Source organism: Rhizobium sp. TAL182 (assembly GCF_002117725.1).
GTDB classification, from domain to species: Bacteria; Pseudomonadota; Alphaproteobacteria; order Rhizobiales; family Rhizobiaceae; genus Rhizobium; species Rhizobium esperanzae.
Genome location: NZ_CP021024.1, coordinates 4,133,548 through 4,148,729, shown reverse-complemented (window position 1 = coordinate 4,148,729; position 15,182 = coordinate 4,133,548). Strand labels below are relative to the sequence as shown.

The window sequence follows — 15,182 nt, the reverse complement described above, 5'->3', positions numbered from 1 at the left end:
CCCATTGTCGCATCGAGAGCAGCTTTCGGAGGGACAGTCATGGTGCATATTCATATCATGGGTGCCTCCGGTTCCGGTACGACATCGCTCGGCTATACGCTTGCCGAACGGCTTGATATCGCTCATCTCGATACCGACGATTTCTTTTGGCTGCCGACCGACCCGCCATTCACGACCCCGCGGGACGCCGACGAACGCATACGGCTGCTTCTTGCCGAGGCGGCACGGCATGACGGCTGGATCCTCTCCGGATCGGCGCTGAAATGGGCGAGGCAGGTCGAGCCGTTCTATGATCTGATCGTGTTCCTCAGGATCGAGCCGGAGCTGCGGATGGCGCGGATCCGTGCGCGCGAGATCGCCCGCTACGGAGACAGGATCGGGCCTGGGGGCGATATGGAAATCAAAAGCGGGGAATTCATGGAATGGGCGGCAAGTTACGACACGGCCGGTCCGGAACGCCGCAGTCTTGCGGCGCATGAGCAATGGTTGGAAACGCAGACGGCCCCGGTCCTGCGGCTCGATTCGTCACGAGAGATCGATGATCTGGTTGCAGAGGTTTTGCTGCATCCGGCCATCGCCGCCGGCGCGGTCCGACAGCGTCGTTGAAAGGCTTTAGCTGACGCGTGCGGGCTGCATCGGCCGCAGCACGTTCATGAGCGCGCCATAGGGCAGCAGCATGACGAGGCCGACGATCATCTTGACGGCGAAATCGCCGATCGCCCAGGAAATCCAGCGCGGGGCCTCGGCGGCAAAGATGCCGAGGACAGGAGCTGCTTCGAGCGCAAAGGGCTCGTTCGGGCCGAGGAAGACGAAAAATGCGGCAAAGGACAGCGAGAAGAACATCACCGTGTCGAGCGCCGAGCCGATCAGCGAGCCGATGAGCGGCGCGCGCCACCAAGCCTGGCGGCGAAGGCGGTTGAAGACGGCGATATCGAGCAGCTGGCCGGCGAGATAGGCCGAGCCGGAGGCGATGGCGATGCGCGGCACCGAGGTGAAGAAGGACAGCGTCACGCCGACGACGAAGCCGGCAAAAACAACCTTGCGGGCTGCCTGCGGGCCGAACTGGCGGTTGGTCAGATCGGTAATCAGGAAGGCGACCGGATAGGAGAAGGCGCCCCAGGTCAGGATGTCGGCCAGGTTGACGCCGCCGACTTCAACGTTCAGCGGAAACTGGACCAGGAAGTTGGAGGCGACGACGACAAGCGTCATCAGTGCGACATAGGCAATGGTGTAGCGCGTCTTCAGCATTTTTTTATCCTGGGTGATGCCACCAGTTGGAGTGCTCTGGCAAAGCAAAAGGCTTGTCCGGTGTTATCCGTTCAAGCCTTTCGAAGCCGTATGAAAGAAGGGCAGAAGCTTACGCAGCAGCGGCTTCGGCAGTCTTCTTGACGATCTGACGGCGCAGCAGGCGCGCGCGCATCGACAGTTCGTTTTCGCTTGCCTTGATCAGGAAGGCATCGAGGCCGCCACGATGTTCGACGGAGCGAAGAGCCGCAGCCGAAACGCGAAGACGATAACGCTGGTTGAGAGCGTCGGAGATCAGCGTTACCTGGCACAGGTTCGGCAGGAACCGGCGCTTGGTCTTGTTGTTGGCATGGCTGACATTGTTACCAGTCAGGACGGCCTTGCCGGTCAATTCGCACACGCGGGACATGGAACACCTATTCTTGTTTTTCTCGGGCCATCGAATTGACATCCCCGGCAAAACCGGGCGCGCAATCCAACAGGCATGATTGGAAAGTTGCGGTTCTATAGTCAGAGAGGCTGCGCGCGTCAAGCCAAACCTTGGCCTTTCCCGCAATTCTGTCAAAAAGCTGCTGTTTTCTTCCCTTTGCGGCAGGAGTATAGAGCGCTCGGCAGGGCTGCCGGCGCGCGGCAAGACAAGGCTTCACTCATGGCTCACTCGGGCAGACGCATTTTCATTTCGGCTATCGCCGCACTCCTTGCCATACCGGCATCGGCGGCCGAAATCCAGCATCAGACAGTATACCGGGTGACGCTTGCCGGCCTGCCGATCGCGCGCGCGGCGTTTCTGACGCAGATCGAGGATGATCACTCTTACAAGATCGCGGGCGATATCAAATCCGCCGGCCTTGCCGATCTCATCAAGACAATCTCGGCAAAGACCAGCGTCACCGGCGTCGTCCGTAATGACCGGCTGCAGGCGCTGAAATATTCGCTCTATTACAAGAGCGGCAAGAAGGCCCGCGTCTACGAGGTCAGTTACCGCAACGGCAACATCATCTCGGCGACGACGACACCGCCGCCGAAGCGCCCGAAGAACTGGATCGACGTCACCCCGGGCGACATGCGTTCGGTGCTCGATCCGATCTCCGGCCTTGTTTTCACCGGGGATACCAAGGTCTGTGCACAGACGCTGCCGATCTTCGACGGCGAGACGCGCATGGATCTGGTGCTTTCGCCGAAAGGCGACGAGGATTTTTCGACCGACGGCTTCAAGGGCAAGGCGGTCGTCTGCGGCGTGCGTTTCGTGCCGCGCTCCGGCTACAAAAAGGGCCGCAAGGACATCGACTATCTCAGCAAGAGCGACCGCATGGAAATCTGGTTTGCCAAGTCGGAGGCGGCCAATGTATACGCTCCGGTCTATGTGCGCATTCCCACAGAATATGGAATGGTGACGATCACCGCCGTCAAATATGGCAGCGTCGGCTGACGGAGCTTTCGCCTCCGTGAAGGGGGACAGGTGAAGCTTCGTGCGACGGTAGTCGGTTTTACAGCTATTCTGATGTGGTCGTTCCTGGCACTATTGACGGCCGGCTCCGGCAAGATGCCGCCCTTCCAGCTTTCGGCCGTCTGCTTTGCGATCGGCAGCATTCCGGGTCTCGTCATGCTTGTCCTCAACCCGGCGCGGCTGGGGCTGCTGAAGCAGCCTGCCCGGGTCTGGATCACCGGTATTGCGGGTCTCTTCGGCTATCACTTCCTCTATTTTACCGCGCTCAGGAGTGCGCCTGCGGTGGAGGCAGGGCTGATCTCCTATCTCTGGCCGCTTCTGATCGTCGTTGGCTCGGCGCTGCTGCCGGGAGAGCGGTTGCGCTGGTATCACGTGGCGGGCGCGCTTGCGGGGCTTTGCGGAACCTTCCTGATTGTCGGCCGCAATGGCATCGATTTCGATGGAGCTTACGCAGTCGGTTATGGCGCTGCCTTCCTCTGCGCCTTCACATGGTCGGGCTATTCCCTGCTGACACGGCGTTTCGAGGCTGTCTCCACAGATGTCGTCACCGGCTTCTGCCTTGCGACCTCCATCCTGTCCTTCTTCAGCCATCTCGGCCTGGAGGCGACTGTCTGGCCGGAAACCGGCGTCGAATGGGTGGCCGTCGTCGGGCTCGGCCTCTTCCCGGTCGGGGCGGCCTTCTATGCCTGGGATTACGGCGTCAAGAATGGCGATATCCAGATTCTCGGCGCAGCAAGTTATGCCGCGCCGCTGCTTTCGACGCTCATCTTGACGCTGTTCGGATTTGCCGAGCCGAGCTGGCGCATTGCTCTCGCCTGCCTGCTCGTCACCGGTGGAGCGGTGCTCGCCGCCCAGGACATGTTCCGCCGCAAAAGCCAGGTACAGCCCGCGGCCGCAGAGTAAGTCTCAGCCGCCGGGTTTCCAATCCGCCGGCGCCATCTCGAAGCTCGAAAATTCGAAACCGGGCGAGACAGTGCAGCCGACCAGGGTGAAATCGCCGAGCGGCTCGGCCGATTGCCACCAATTGGCGGGAATGATTGCCTGCGGCCGCTCGCCGGCAGGAAGGTTGGTTCCGAGCGTCAGTGTCTCGCTTGCCATCCCGTCCTGCGAGCGGTGCAGCGCCAGCGGCGCACCGGCATAATAATGCCAGACCTCGGCCGCGTCATGGACCCGATGCCAGTGCGAACGCTGTCCCTTTGTCAGCAGATAATAGATCGCCGTCGAATGACCGCGCGCTCCACCCGCCGTGTCGCGGAATGTCTGCACGTACCAGCCGCCTTCGGGATGCGGCTGCATGCCGAGCTCGCGAATGATCCCTTCAGGCGACATCAAAAGTTGTCCTTGCGCTTGCGGATCTCGGCAAAGACCTCCTCATTCGTCTTGCCTTCCATGAGCAGATTGCGGCGGATCGCGGGATCGGCGGCACGCAGAAACGGATTGGTTTCCTTTTCCAGTCCGAGCGTCGTCGGGATGGTGAATTTGCCTTCGGCGCGCAGGGCTTCGATTTCGGCGGCGCGGCTCTTCAGGCGCTCATTGTCGGGATCGACAGTCAGTGCGAAGCGGGCGTTAGACAATGTATATTCGTGGCCGAAATAGACGGCGGTCTCGTCCGGCAGCACGGCAAGCTTCTGCAGGGAATGCCACATGTCGGCGGCGGGGCGTTCGAACAGGCGGCCGCAACCGAGCGCAAACAGCGTGTCGGCGGCAAAAAGCAGCTTATCGTCGACGAAGTGATAGCAGATGTGACCGGCGGTGTGACCGGGAGTCTCAATGACCTTGACCGTGTGATCGCCGAAAAGGAAGCTGTCGCCATCGGCCATCGTCCGGTCGAGACCAGGAATGGCGATGGCCTCGTTGATCGGACCGATGATCTCGCAGCCGAACTGCTCCTTCAGCGCCAGGTTGGCGGCGACGTGATCGGTGTGGTGATGCGTGGTGAAGATGTGGGTAATCTTCCAGCCGCGCCGTGTTGCCGCTTCCAGGATCGGCGCCTCCTCCGGCGCATCGATCGCCGCGGTAAATGCTGTCTCGGGGTCGTGCACGAGCACGCCGAAATTGTCGGTGCGGCAGAGAAAAATGTCTAATTCCAAAGGTTTCATCTTCAAACAATCCCTTGTCCCACGACTCTCGCGGGAATGTAGAGAGTCCGGCCTTGAAGTCCAACCACCCGCTGATAACATTTATCGCAATGCACGCCGATATCGTCGACCTACGTCAGTTCTATCACTCCGACCTCGGGCGTCTTGCCGAGCAGTCGATCGCCATGGCGCTTTCGTCGCTCTGGGTGCGCCTGCCGCAGGAGCGTCTCGTCGGGCTCGGTTACGCCGTGCCTTTCCTCGATCGCTTCCAGGCGGATACCGAACGCACCTTCGCCTTCATGCCGGCTGGACAGGGCGCGGTGAACTGGCCGATGGGCTCGCTGTCGTCGACGACGCTTATCTTCGATGAGGAACTGCCGCTGCCGGATTCCTCGATCGACCGGGTGCTGATGGTGCATTCACTCGAGTTCGCGGAAAGCCCGCGCGAGACGCTGAAGGAGCTCTGGCGGGTGCTGGCGCCGGGCGGGCGGCTTGTTATCGTGGTGCCGAACCGGCGCGGAGTCTGGGCCCGCATGGAACACACCCCCTTCGGTTCGGGCCGGCCCTATTCCCGGGGCCAGCTGACGCATTTGCTGCGCGAGACCAACTTCACGCCGGGTGCGACCGCCGAAGCGCTGTTCTTTCCGCCCTCGAAGCTCAGGACCATCCTGCGCCTTCGCCGCGCCTTCGAGCGGATCGGCCGCACCTTATGGCCGGCGTTTTCGGGTGTCATCATCGTCGAGGCGCAGAAGCGGCTCTATCAGGGGTTGCCGGTCGCCGCCCGTGCCTCCCGCCGCGTCTTCGTGCCCGTTCTCGCGCCGCACGGCGTACCGACAACACGCAACAGCTGAATATCATAATGATATTCTCCTTCTGCTTGTGTCACGCCCATGCCTCTCGACAACAATCACATTCCGCTTTAATGCCACTTGGTCATTTTCCGGAAAATCCAAGGTCGACCCATGAGCGTTGAGATGAGCAAGCCCGTTCCGCGTCCCGGTATTCTCGATATCGCATCCTATGTGCCGGGCAAGGAACACGCGCCGGGTGTTGCCCGCGTCTACAAGCTTTCCTCCAACGAAACGCCGCTCGGCGCCAGCCCGAAGGCGATCGCCGCCGTCAAGGCAGCTGCCGACAATCTGGGACGTTATCCCGACGGGCAGGCAATTGAACTGCGCGAGGCGATCGCCGCCGTGCAAGGCCTCAATCCGGCAAACATCCTCTGCGGCAATGGTTCCGACGAGCTGCTCGGCCTGCTTTGCCATGTCTATCTTGGCGCCGGCGACGAAGGCATCATCACCGAGCATGGCTTCCTGGTCTACAAGATCCAGATCATGGGCACGGGTGCCACGCCCGTCGTCGTCAAGGAGAAGGACTATACCGTCGACGTCGATGCGATCCTGGCAGCGGTGACGGAAAGGACGAAGATCGTCTTCATCGCCAATCCAGGCAACCCCACCGGTACATATGTTCCGGTCAGCGAAATCCGCCGTCTGCAGGCCGGCCTGCCGAAACACGTCGTGCTTGTGCTCGATGCGGCTTATGCCGAATATGTGCGCCGCAACGATTATGAAGCCGGCATCGAGGTTGTATCGTTCAGTTCCAACGTGGTGATGACCCGCACTTTTTCGAAGGCCTACGGTCTTGCGGCTCTGCGCGTGGGCTGGATGTATGCGCCCGCGGAGATCGTCGACGCCGTGAACCGTGTCCGCGCTCCGTTCAACCTGAATGCGGCCGCGATTGCCGCCGGTGCCGCGGCCATCCGCGACCAGGCCTTCGTCCAGCAGGCCGTCTCTTTCAACCAGATGTGGGTGGAGACGCTCACCGAGGCCCTCGAAGCGATCGGGCTGAAAGTGACGCCCTCCGTCGCCAATTTTGTGCTCATTCATTTTCCTGACGTCGACGGCAGGCGCGCGGCCGATGCCGACGAGCTCCTGACGAGCCGCGGCTACATCCTGCGCGCCGTGCGCAGCTACGGCTTTTCCAATGCGCTGCGGATGAGCATCGGTCCTGAAGAGGCCAATCGCGGCGTCATCGCCACGCTGCGTGAGTTCATGGGACGGCAGGCATGAGCGTGCTGTTCGATCGCATCGCGCTGATCGGCATCGGGCTGATCGGCTCTTCGCTTGCTCACGATATCCGGCGGCTCGGGCTTACCAAAGAGATCGTCGTCGCAACGCGCAGTGCCGATACGCTGAAGCGCGCCGAAGAGCTCGGCCTCGGCGACCGTTATACGACCTCTTCGGCCGATGCTGTTCGAGATGCCGACCTCATCATCGTTTCGGTTCCGGTCGGCGCTTCGGAAAGCGTGGCGAAGGAAATCGCCGGCAGCCTGAAGCCGGGGGCAATCGTCACCGATGTTGGTTCCACCAAAGCATCGGTGATCGCGCAAATGCAGCCGCATATGCCCGACCACGTGCATTTCATCCCCGGTCATCCGCTGGCCGGCACGGAAAAATCCGGCCCGGATGCCGGTTTCCCCGGCCTCTTCGAAGGTCGCTGGTGCATCTTCACGCCCGTTCCGGGAACCGACGAGACGGCGCTGAAGCGGCTGCGCAGCTTCTGGGAAGCGCTCGGATCCAAGGTCGACGAGATGGATGCGGAGCATCACGACAAGGTGCTCGCGATCGTTTCGCACCTGCCGCATATCATTGCCTACAACATCGTCGGCACCGCCGACGATCTGGAGACGGTGACGGAGTCCGAGGTCATCAAATATTCGGCCTCCGGCTTTCGCGATTTCACCCGACTTGCCGCTTCCGACCCGACGATGTGGCGCGACGTCTGCCTGCACAATCGCGATGCGATCCTCGAAATGCTGGCGCGCTTCTCAGAAGATCTCGCTTATCTGCAGCGCGCGATCCGCTGGGGTGAAGGCGACAAGATTTTCGAACTCTTCACCCGCACGCGCGCCATCCGTCGCTCGATTATCCAGGCTGGCCAGGATGTTGACGCGCCCGATTTCGGCCGCCCCCACCCGCTTGATAAGAAGTAGACTCTCGCGATGGTGGAGGTGGCGAGCGCAAGTCAGGCGGATATCGACTGGCTGGCTCGCGAGGATGCCGGTGCCGGCAAGGCGTGGGTATCGCGATGCGTGGCGCTTGGCGAATACCTGATTGCCAGGGAGTCCGGCGAGATCGTCGGCTTCCTGCGCTTCTCCCGCTTCTGGGGCAGGGTTCCCTATATGGAGATGATCCGCGTTCTGCCCGGCAATCGCCGGTCGGGCGTCGGCACCGCACTGTTTCTCGCCTGGGAAGCGGCCATGCGTGGCGAGGGCGCCCGGCTGCTGATGACGTCGAGCGAATGCGACGAGAGCCGGCCGCAGGACTGGCATCGCCGCAACGGATTTACCGAAACGGGCGCGATCGAGTTGCTTGGCCTGCAATCGGTGCCTGAGGTGTTCTTCACCAAACGGATTGATTAGATCGGCGGGATCTGACCGAGCGGAATGAAGCCGCTGACGGTGGCATTGCCGCGGTCGACGACGAGATCGACCGAGACCTTGTCTCTGCCGCCGGCCAGCGCCTTCAACATCTTCGTCGCCGTGTTGACGGTCGAGGCAATATCCGGGAAGGCCTGTTTCAGGCTGTCGCCCCAGGGGCCGAGTCGTTCGATTTCCAGCTTGAATTTTCCGGAGAGGAAGCCTTGCTCGTCGAAGGAAAAGGGGCCGGTGAGCGTCATCACCTTACCGTCGCCGATGTCGGCGACGATGCGACGCAGTTCGCCGGCAGAACCATTGAGGCCGTTCGGGTCGCTGCCGTCAATCAGGCCGGCTTTGCCGGCGATCGTGAGATCGATACTGGCGGAGAGTTTCGGGAAGAGTTGCGGCCAGTCCTTGATCGCGGTGTTCGCATCCTGCACCGAGATTGCGCCGTCGAGATCGGCGCCGTTCTGGCGCAGGTGAATTTCGGTGCGAGCCGCATCGAAGCTGATGGTCTGACCGGTATAGGAGGAGACTGCCGTCGCCTTAAGACCCTCGATGACGGTGGAGCTGTGATCAACGCCCTGCAGCTTGGTCGTCAGGCTCGCCTGCAGATTCGTCCACTGAGCCGAAACCGAAAGGCCGTTTGTGGTGCGGATTTCGGCCGGCGAATCGAGCTCCCAGACGATATGGCTCGGCGCATAGACCTGCGCGGCGGAGCGCAATGCGCCGAAGGTGGCGGAGACGCCGTTGACATTGTCGTCGACATCGACCTTGGAGCAAAACAGACCGATGCGGAAGGGATAGCCGCGGAATTCGATATCGGAGCATTCGCCGGTGACGCCTGCCTGATCGCGCGGCGCGATTGCTTTCAACACCGTCGTTTTCAAAGCCGATGCGGCATAGAACCAGCCGCCGGTATAAAGGGCGATCACCAGGAGGATGCCTCCGCCCAGCAACCAAAATTTCTTGCTGTTGCCGGTTTGGCTGCTGCCGGATCGGCTTGACGCTGCCATGATGTTCTCCAATGGTGAATCGCAAAGTGATTCCGGTCTGGCGTGCGATATGGACGAATTTTGGGTGTTTGGCTACGGCTCGCTTATGTGGAATCCGGGCTTCGAGTTCCTGGAGCGGGCAGAAGCTCTGGTGCATGGTTACCGGCGTTCGCTGTGCGTCCGATCCTTCGTTCATCGCGGCACGCGCGACAATCCGGGCCTGGTTCTCGGCCTCGACAGGGGTGGAGCATGCCGCGGCATGGCGTTCCGTATTTCGGCGCACAAATGGGACGAGGTGATCGAATATCTCCGTGCCCGCGAACTCGTCACCAATGTCTATCTGGAGCGCCGGGTTCGGCTGCAGTTTGCCGGCGGTCGCCGAACGGAAGCGGTTACCTACATCGCTGATCGCGACCACGAGCAATATGCCGGTACGCTCGATGCGCTTGCGGCCGCGCGGGTTGTGAACGAGGCCAGAGGACAGTCAGGCCCGAACGATACCTATGTCTTCAACACGCTTGCGCACCTGAAACAGATGGGCATTCGCGACCCATGGCTGGAGCAGGTCGGCAACGAGGTGGAGCGGCTGCGGGCCGGCTGATCAGGCCGTCGCCGCCGTCACTTTGCGCAACTCGGTCAGCCGAGCGACCGCTGTTGGCGGCAACGGCAGATGCGGATTACGGTCGACGGTGTCGATGAGGAGCTCGTCGCTTGCCCGTTCCGTGACCTCGATCAGATGAGCGAAGAAGGCATCGGGATCCATTCCCGGCATGATCGGCGGCAGGATCCTGACCTTGAAATGGCCGGGATAACGGCGGACGCTCCGCCGCGGCCAGAAGAGGCCGGGATGCATCGCAACCGGCACGACGGGAATGCCAAGATCGCGGTACATGCGGGCGATGCCGTATTTATAGACCGGCTCCGCCCCCGGCGGGCGGCGGGTGCCCTCAGGATAGATGATCAGCTGACGGCCGGTCGAAAGCTCTTCCTTGGTGCGTTTCAGCACTTCTACCATCACCTTGCCGCGGGCGCCGCGGTCGACCGGGATCATGCGCTGCTTCTTCGCATACCAGCCAAAGAGCGGAATCCACATCAGCTCGCGCTTCAGGATGTAGACCGGATCCTTGAGATTGGGCAGCAGCGCATAGGTGTCCCAGAAGGACTGGTGCTTCGGCGCCAGGATAAAACTGCCCTCAGGCAGGTTCTCCAGCCCCTCGATCTCGAAGGTCGTGCCGACGATCATGCGCATCAGCCAATGATTGGAGCGCGCCCAATTCTTCGGAATCGCATAGGCCGTCAGCCGCGGCACCACGAAATAATAGGGCGAGAGCACGATCATCCGGATGATGAGATTGGCGTAGAAGATCGTGTTGAAGAGGACGGAACGCAGGGCGATCATAAAATTATCCCGAGGCAGGCTCATGCGACCGGCCTACACGATATTGCCGGTCATAAAAAGCGTTTGATGCGGCCTCGATGCAAAAGCTCAGTCTGCGGCGGATACGCTTGCCGAGCGCAGTCCGGTGTGACGGCCGAAGCCGGTGATATTTCGGGCGCCTGTTAACAGCACCTTTGCATATTCGGCGAGCATGACGCGCATCGCGTTCGGGTCGGTAAACCAGTTGCGGGTCTTCAAATCCGAATTGACCACCGGATAGGGGATGAACTCGATGTCCGGATCGACATAGGAGAGTTCTGCGAGGCTGCGCGGCATGTGATAATTGTTGGTGACGACGAGAACGCTTCTGTATCCCCTGGCGTGGATCCAGTTGGAGGTTTCCTCGGCGTTGCCGATCGTATCTATTGCGTCATGGCCGATATCGACGCAGCAGGAGAAAAGATCGGCCGGGCCTTGCGTCATCTTGCGAATCTGCGCCGGCGTCGTCGTCGGGTGGACACCGGAGATCAGCAGTCGTTTGCCCGCCCCCTTCTGCAGCAGTTCCACGGCCTGGTCGATGCGCTGGTAGCCACCGGTCAGCACGACGATCGCGTCTGCCTTGGGCTCGACCGGTGGCTTGAGCGTGGTTACGGAATCGGCAAACCGCAGGAAGCCGCCGAACACCAGGGCGATTGCCAGAACGCAGCCAAAGCCGCCCCAGCGCAGCAGGCGGCGGATCGGACCGCGCCGCGGCGGCAGGCCCGCCGGACGATCAAGCTCCGGGTCCTGCCGAATCGGATTGCGTGTCGTATCGCCCATGGTCATGAATCGTGATTATACGCTGATTGCGGCGCGGAACAGACGCTTTCACGATAAAACGGCATGGCACGATCAACTTGCGATGCCGTCGGTGCGTGTCGGGTCCGAACGCAATGTATCGATTTCATAGATCGTCCGCATGACGGTCAGCCGCGCCGTGACGGTCGTCAAGAGCGCGATGACGATCATCGTCGCGAAGATGCCGGCATAACCGAGTACGCCGACGGAGAAGGTGCCGAATAGCGCCGTCGCCTGATCCGTCTCCGGCGTGGCCAGCGTGCGGCTCTGCCAGAAGCCGGCGGTGGCGAAGAAAAGAGCCGCAAGCGCGCTGCCGATCGCCGAGCCCTTGAGGCTGATCTTCAGAAAATGCTTCTGAAATTCAGTAGCGACGAAGGAGCTCTCGGCACCGACGAAATGCAGCACTTCGACGATGTGGCGGTTGCCCGACAGCGCGCCGCGCGTGGCGAAGACGACGGTCAGCACCATGGCCGAGAAAACCAGGAGCAGGACGCCGGTGCCGATCAGCACCGTCGTATGCGCCATGGAGACCAGCCGGTCGACCCAGGTGCGGTGATCGTCAAGGCTCGCCTGCGGGATGCTGTCCTTCAGGAGGCCCCGCATCGCATCGAAATCCGGCGGATTGTTTTCGTCGATGGTGATGACGACGAGACGGGGAACAGGCAGATCCTTGAGATCAAGACCAGGCCCGAGCCAGGGTTCGAGCAACCGGGCGGTGGCTGCCTCGTCGACGATCTGGCCGCTCTTGGTGCCGACGAAGGTCAGCGCCAGGTCGCGTGCCTGCGTCAGCGCCTTTTCCATATCGAGATTGTCGTCCGGCTTGATCTGGATGGTGATCTCGCGGGAGATCTGGCTCTCCCAGCTTGCCGCCGTCGAACGCACCATGCTGACGCCGCCGAGCGTCAGGCAGGCGAGAAAGGCCATGATCGATATGACCACCACCAGGGCATTGCCCTGGATATTGGAGGGCGGCAGGATCGGCGCGGTCGGGCGCACACGCATTTCCGGGCGCTTCTGCTGGGCGGCAGGCTGGGCCGACGCCTTCTCTCGGTTCCTGGACGGGGGCTCAGTCATAGATATCGAGATGCCCCTCCGAGAGGATCATACGGCGGGCTTCCACCTGTTCCATCAACGTCAGGTCATGGGTGGCGATCACGACCGCCGTACCAAGCCGATTGAGTTCGAGGAAAAGATTGAGCAGGCGCCTCGCCATCGGCGGGTCGACATTGCCCGTCGGCTCGTCAGCCAGCAGGACTTCCGGCCGGTCCATCAGCGCCCGGGCGATGGCGGCGCGCTGCTTCTCCCCGCCGGAGAGGACCGGCGGCAGCACGTTGATGCGTTCGCCGAGCCCGACCCATTTCAAGAGTTCCAGAACATCGGTTTTGTAGGAGCTTTCCTCCTTGCCGCGCACCCGCAAGGGCAAAGCGACGTTTTCATAGGTCGTGAGATGGTCGAGCAGGCGGAAATCCTGGAAGACGATGCCGACGCGCCGGCGCAGCAGCGGCAGTTCCGGCCGGGGAATTTCGGAAATGTCGCGCCCGAACATGCGGATCAGGCCACGTGTCGGCTGCAGCGACATGAAGAGCAGCCGCAGCAGCGAGGTTTTGCCGGCACCGGATGGGCCCGTCAGGAACTGAAAGGATTTCTTCGGAATGTCGAAGGTCAGGTCCCGGAGGATTTCCGGGCCCATGCCATAGCGCAAACCGACATTCTCGAAGTGGATCAACGGGCAGCTCAGTCTGTTCTTGGTTTCACCGCGCGACTTGTTAACCAACACCGTTAACAGCCGGTAAATTTTGCCGGAAAGACGCCCGTTTGATGGCAATCTTTGCGAAGCATTAACCATTAAAATTTACGACTGAGCAGGATTCGTTTCAATGCCAAGATTTCTTGCGGCAGCGAAACCATGTGGACATCTGCGAGGCAGCCACCATGGAAGCATCCTCCTTCAGCCGCCGGACACCGGGCCAGGCCTATGATTTCCTGCCGCCCGAACCCGCGCGCCGCCAGTATCGTTCGACACGTCCTGCCGATATTTCCGACGCCGAATTCGTGACGGTCGGCAAAACCCGGCCGAAGGACTTCAGCTCCAGGATCCATAACGACAACAGCAGGCGCATGGCGGCAGCGCGCGCCGCACGGCCGCCGTTCCTGCTGGCGATGACTGCTTCCGCTCTGCGAAGGGCGGAATCCTGGCTGCAGCGGGCGTCGCTGCGCAGCTTCGCGGTGCTGGTACTGGCGCTTGCCGTGCTCGTTTTCGGGCTCGCAGGCGGCTTTTCCGGCCTTTCCGCCGCGGGCGCCTCCTCCGGAGCGCCGCTGCATTTCACCCATGTCACCGTGACGCCGCGTGATGCGAACGGCATGCGTGTGCTCGTCGTCAACGGCATCATCGAAAACGAAAGCGGCACGACGCAGACGGTGCATCCGATCCGCGCCGATCTGGTGGCAGACGAACGGCTGACGGCAAGCGTCGTCATTGATCCGCCCGCCGACGTCATCTATGACGGCCAAAGCCGTGGTTTTTCGGCGCGAGTCCAGCACGCCGGCGGAAAATTGCCGGAGGTTCGGCTTTCCTTCCTGCCGTAGAAATAACCGGATTCGTGATGGCTTTCCGCCACAGGGCGGGCCAATCCCGTTGATTTCATGAACGGCGAGGCTGTTTCAGGCGCGCATATGTGCTAACGGCTTACCCTTCTTTTTATGGAGCAAGCCCTTATGCCTGTCGTGCGCGGAAAAAACATCGAGCCGCTCTTCACCGCCGAGCAGATCGCGGAGCGCAATCATGCGATGGCGCGGGAGATCGCCAACGGCCCGACCAAGGACCTGCTCGTTATTGCCGTGCTCAAGGGCTCCTTCATCTTCGCCGCCGACCTGATCCGCGCCCTGCACGACACCGGGCTTGCTCCCGAGGTCGAGTTCATCACGCTGTCGAGCTACGGCACCGGCACGGTTTCCCAGGGGGTGCGCATCGTCAAGGATATCGACAGCGACGTGCATGGCCGAGACGTCCTCCTGATCGACGATATTCTCGAGTCCGGCCGGACGCTGCTCTTTGCCAAGGAGCTGCTCTTCGAACGTGGCGCGCGCAACGTGACGATCGCCGTGCTGCTCGACAAGCGGGTCAAGCGCAAGGAAAAGCTGGAGGCCGATTATGTCGGCTTCGAATGTCCCGATTACTTCGTCGTCGGTTACGGCATGGACGTTGCCTATGCGTTTCGCGAACTCCCCTTCGTCGGCGTGGTGACCGGCGACGCCTGACGGAATGCGGGCGTCGCGTCATTGCCGCGTGAAGACGGGTTGTTAACCATCTCGTCCATCGCTTCGCCATCTTTACCGATCGAAAAGGAAAGTCTGGTGATTTCCGTCGCGGGGCTGAAGACGGAGCAATGCACATATGGCAAGAATTCTGATTACGGAAGACGAGGATTCCCTGCGGTCTTTCGTAGCCCGGGCCTTGCGGCTCGACGGTCATGAGACCGATGAGGCGGCCGACGGCGCCGAGGGGCTGGAGAAGCTGAAGGACGGGGTCTACGATCTGCTGCTGTCGGATATCCGCATGCCCGTGATGGACGGCATCGAACTCGCCCATCAGGCGAAAGACGCCTTCCCTGCTTTGAAGATCCTGCTGATGACCGGTTATGCCGAGCAGCGCGAGCGCGCCGACGATCTTGCAGAAAAAATCATCGACGTCGTCGCCAAGCCATTTGCGCTTCCCGATATACGCAAGGCTGTCGCCCGGGCACTCGTCGCTTAAAGCGCGCGGCTATCTTTGACGGCGGTA

20 protein-coding genes are annotated in these 15,182 nt (G+C 61.5%); 11 read left to right on the top strand and 9 right to left on the bottom strand.

Features of this window, described 5'->3' with window-relative positions; translation table 11 throughout:
* The first annotated feature begins 39 nt into the window (after positions 1-39).
* Entirely contained in the window at positions 40-606 is a 567-nt protein-coding gene (locus tag Tal182_RS20660; RefSeq protein WP_064805311.1) for an AAA family ATPase, read from the top strand.
* A 6-nt stretch (positions 607-612) separates the two neighbouring features.
* On the opposite strand, the gene Tal182_RS20655 is transcribed toward Tal182_RS20660, so the two are convergent.
* Positions 613-1,248 (bottom strand): VUT family protein, encoded by a 636-nt coding sequence (locus Tal182_RS20655; RefSeq protein WP_064805309.1) that lies wholly within the window; start codon positions 1,246-1,248, stop codon positions 613-615.
* 109 nt (positions 1,249-1,357) lie between these two features.
* On the bottom strand, positions 1,358-1,654 hold the full coding sequence (gene rpmB / locus Tal182_RS20650; RefSeq protein ID WP_008527777.1) for a 50S ribosomal protein L28: 297 nt from the start codon (positions 1,652-1,654) through the stop codon (positions 1,358-1,360).
* Between the two features lie 240 nt (positions 1,655-1,894).
* Between rpmB and Tal182_RS20645 the strand changes: the two genes are divergently transcribed.
* Both Tal182_RS20645 and Tal182_RS20640 read left to right on the top strand, forming a co-directional pair.
* The gene (locus tag Tal182_RS20645; RefSeq protein WP_064805308.1) at positions 1,895-2,674 is read left to right on the top strand and encodes a DUF3108 domain-containing protein; all 780 of its coding nucleotides are present in this window, start codon (positions 1,895-1,897) and stop codon (positions 2,672-2,674) included.
* Between the two features lie 30 nt (positions 2,675-2,704).
* Complete coding sequence (locus Tal182_RS20640; RefSeq protein WP_064805306.1) at positions 2,705-3,595, top strand: EamA family transporter; 891 nt, start codon at positions 2,705-2,707, stop codon at positions 3,593-3,595.
* 3 nt (positions 3,596-3,598) lie between these two features.
* Here the strand turns inward: Tal182_RS20640 and Tal182_RS20635 are convergent, their stop codons facing one another.
* Positions 3,599-4,021 (bottom strand): cupin domain-containing protein, encoded by a 423-nt coding sequence (locus Tal182_RS20635; RefSeq protein WP_064805304.1) that lies wholly within the window; start codon positions 4,019-4,021, stop codon positions 3,599-3,601.
* Complete coding sequence (gloB, locus tag Tal182_RS20630; RefSeq protein WP_085860589.1) at positions 4,021-4,791, bottom strand: hydroxyacylglutathione hydrolase; 771 nt, start codon at positions 4,789-4,791, stop codon at positions 4,021-4,023. Before gloB ends, Tal182_RS20635 begins: the two co-directional genes overlap by 1 nt.
* A 53-nt stretch (positions 4,792-4,844) precedes the next feature.
* On the opposite strand from gloB, the gene Tal182_RS20625 reads away from it, so the two are divergent.
* The 4 genes from Tal182_RS20625 to Tal182_RS20610 all read left to right on the top strand — a co-directional run bounded on the left by Tal182_RS20625 (position 4,845) and on the right by Tal182_RS20610 (position 8,194).
* Entirely contained in the window at positions 4,845-5,621 is a 777-nt protein-coding gene (locus Tal182_RS20625; protein WP_085860588.1) for a class I SAM-dependent methyltransferase, read from the top strand.
* A 123-nt stretch (positions 5,622-5,744) separates the two neighbouring features.
* Complete coding sequence (gene hisC / locus Tal182_RS20620; protein WP_170965834.1) at positions 5,745-6,842, top strand: histidinol-phosphate transaminase; 1,098 nt, start codon at positions 5,745-5,747, stop codon at positions 6,840-6,842.
* Positions 6,839-7,765, top strand: a complete 927-nt coding sequence (locus tag Tal182_RS20615) for a prephenate/arogenate dehydrogenase family protein (protein ID WP_064811456.1) — start codon at positions 6,839-6,841, stop codon at positions 7,763-7,765. Before hisC ends, Tal182_RS20615 begins: the two co-directional genes overlap by 4 nt.
* 9 nt (positions 7,766-7,774) lie before the next feature.
* Positions 7,775-8,194: a GNAT family N-acetyltransferase gene (locus tag Tal182_RS20610; RefSeq protein ID WP_064805294.1), complete on the top strand. Its 420-nt coding sequence runs from the start codon at positions 7,775-7,777 to the stop codon at positions 8,192-8,194.
* On the opposite strand, the gene Tal182_RS20605 is transcribed toward Tal182_RS20610, so the two are convergent.
* Positions 8,191-9,207: a DUF2125 domain-containing protein gene (locus Tal182_RS20605; protein WP_085860586.1), complete on the bottom strand. Its 1,017-nt coding sequence runs from the start codon at positions 9,205-9,207 to the stop codon at positions 8,191-8,193. The two genes, Tal182_RS20610 and Tal182_RS20605, sit on opposite strands and share 4 nt — an antisense overlap.
* 49 nt (positions 9,208-9,256) lie before the next feature.
* Between Tal182_RS20605 and Tal182_RS20600 the strand changes: the two genes are divergently transcribed.
* Positions 9,257-9,787 (top strand): gamma-glutamylcyclotransferase, encoded by a 531-nt coding sequence (locus Tal182_RS20600; RefSeq protein WP_085861008.1) that lies wholly within the window; start codon positions 9,257-9,259, stop codon positions 9,785-9,787.
* On the opposite strand, the gene Tal182_RS20595 is transcribed toward Tal182_RS20600, so the two are convergent.
* The 4 genes from Tal182_RS20595 to ftsE form a co-directional block, all read right to left on the bottom strand.
* Complete coding sequence (locus tag Tal182_RS20595; RefSeq protein ID WP_064811453.1) at positions 9,788-10,585, bottom strand: 1-acyl-sn-glycerol-3-phosphate acyltransferase; 798 nt, start codon at positions 10,583-10,585, stop codon at positions 9,788-9,790.
* Between the two features lie 87 nt (positions 10,586-10,672).
* Positions 10,673-11,389 carry a YdcF family protein gene (locus Tal182_RS20590; RefSeq protein ID WP_189636981.1) on the bottom strand — a complete coding sequence of 239 codons (717 nt, stop codon included), beginning with the start codon at positions 11,387-11,389 and terminating at the stop codon, positions 10,673-10,675.
* 66 nt (positions 11,390-11,455) lie between these two features.
* A complete protein-coding gene (locus tag Tal182_RS20585) occupies positions 11,456-12,475 on the bottom strand; it encodes an ABC transporter permease (RefSeq protein WP_085860585.1) in 1,020 nt (339 codons plus the stop codon).
* Complete coding sequence (ftsE, locus tag Tal182_RS20580; RefSeq protein ID WP_064805284.1) at positions 12,468-13,127, bottom strand: cell division ATP-binding protein FtsE; 660 nt, start codon at positions 13,125-13,127, stop codon at positions 12,468-12,470. Before ftsE ends, Tal182_RS20585 begins: the two co-directional genes overlap by 8 nt.
* 206 nt (positions 13,128-13,333) lie before the next feature.
* On the opposite strand from ftsE, the gene Tal182_RS20575 reads away from it, so the two are divergent.
* The 3 genes from Tal182_RS20575 (at position 13,334) to Tal182_RS20565 (ending at position 15,155) form a co-directional block, all read left to right on the top strand.
* Entirely contained in the window at positions 13,334-13,987 is a 654-nt protein-coding gene (locus Tal182_RS20575) for a hypothetical protein (RefSeq protein ID WP_064806375.1), read from the top strand.
* Positions 13,988-14,116: 129 nt separating this feature from the next.
* Positions 14,117-14,659 (top strand): hypoxanthine phosphoribosyltransferase, encoded by a 543-nt coding sequence (gene hpt, locus Tal182_RS20570; protein ID WP_064805282.1) that lies wholly within the window; start codon positions 14,117-14,119, stop codon positions 14,657-14,659.
* 136 nt (positions 14,660-14,795) lie between these two features.
* Positions 14,796-15,155, top strand: coding sequence for a response regulator (locus Tal182_RS20565; RefSeq protein WP_010028815.1), 360 nt, complete (start codon positions 14,796-14,798; stop codon positions 15,153-15,155).
* The last annotated feature ends 27 nt before the right edge of the window (positions 15,156-15,182 follow it).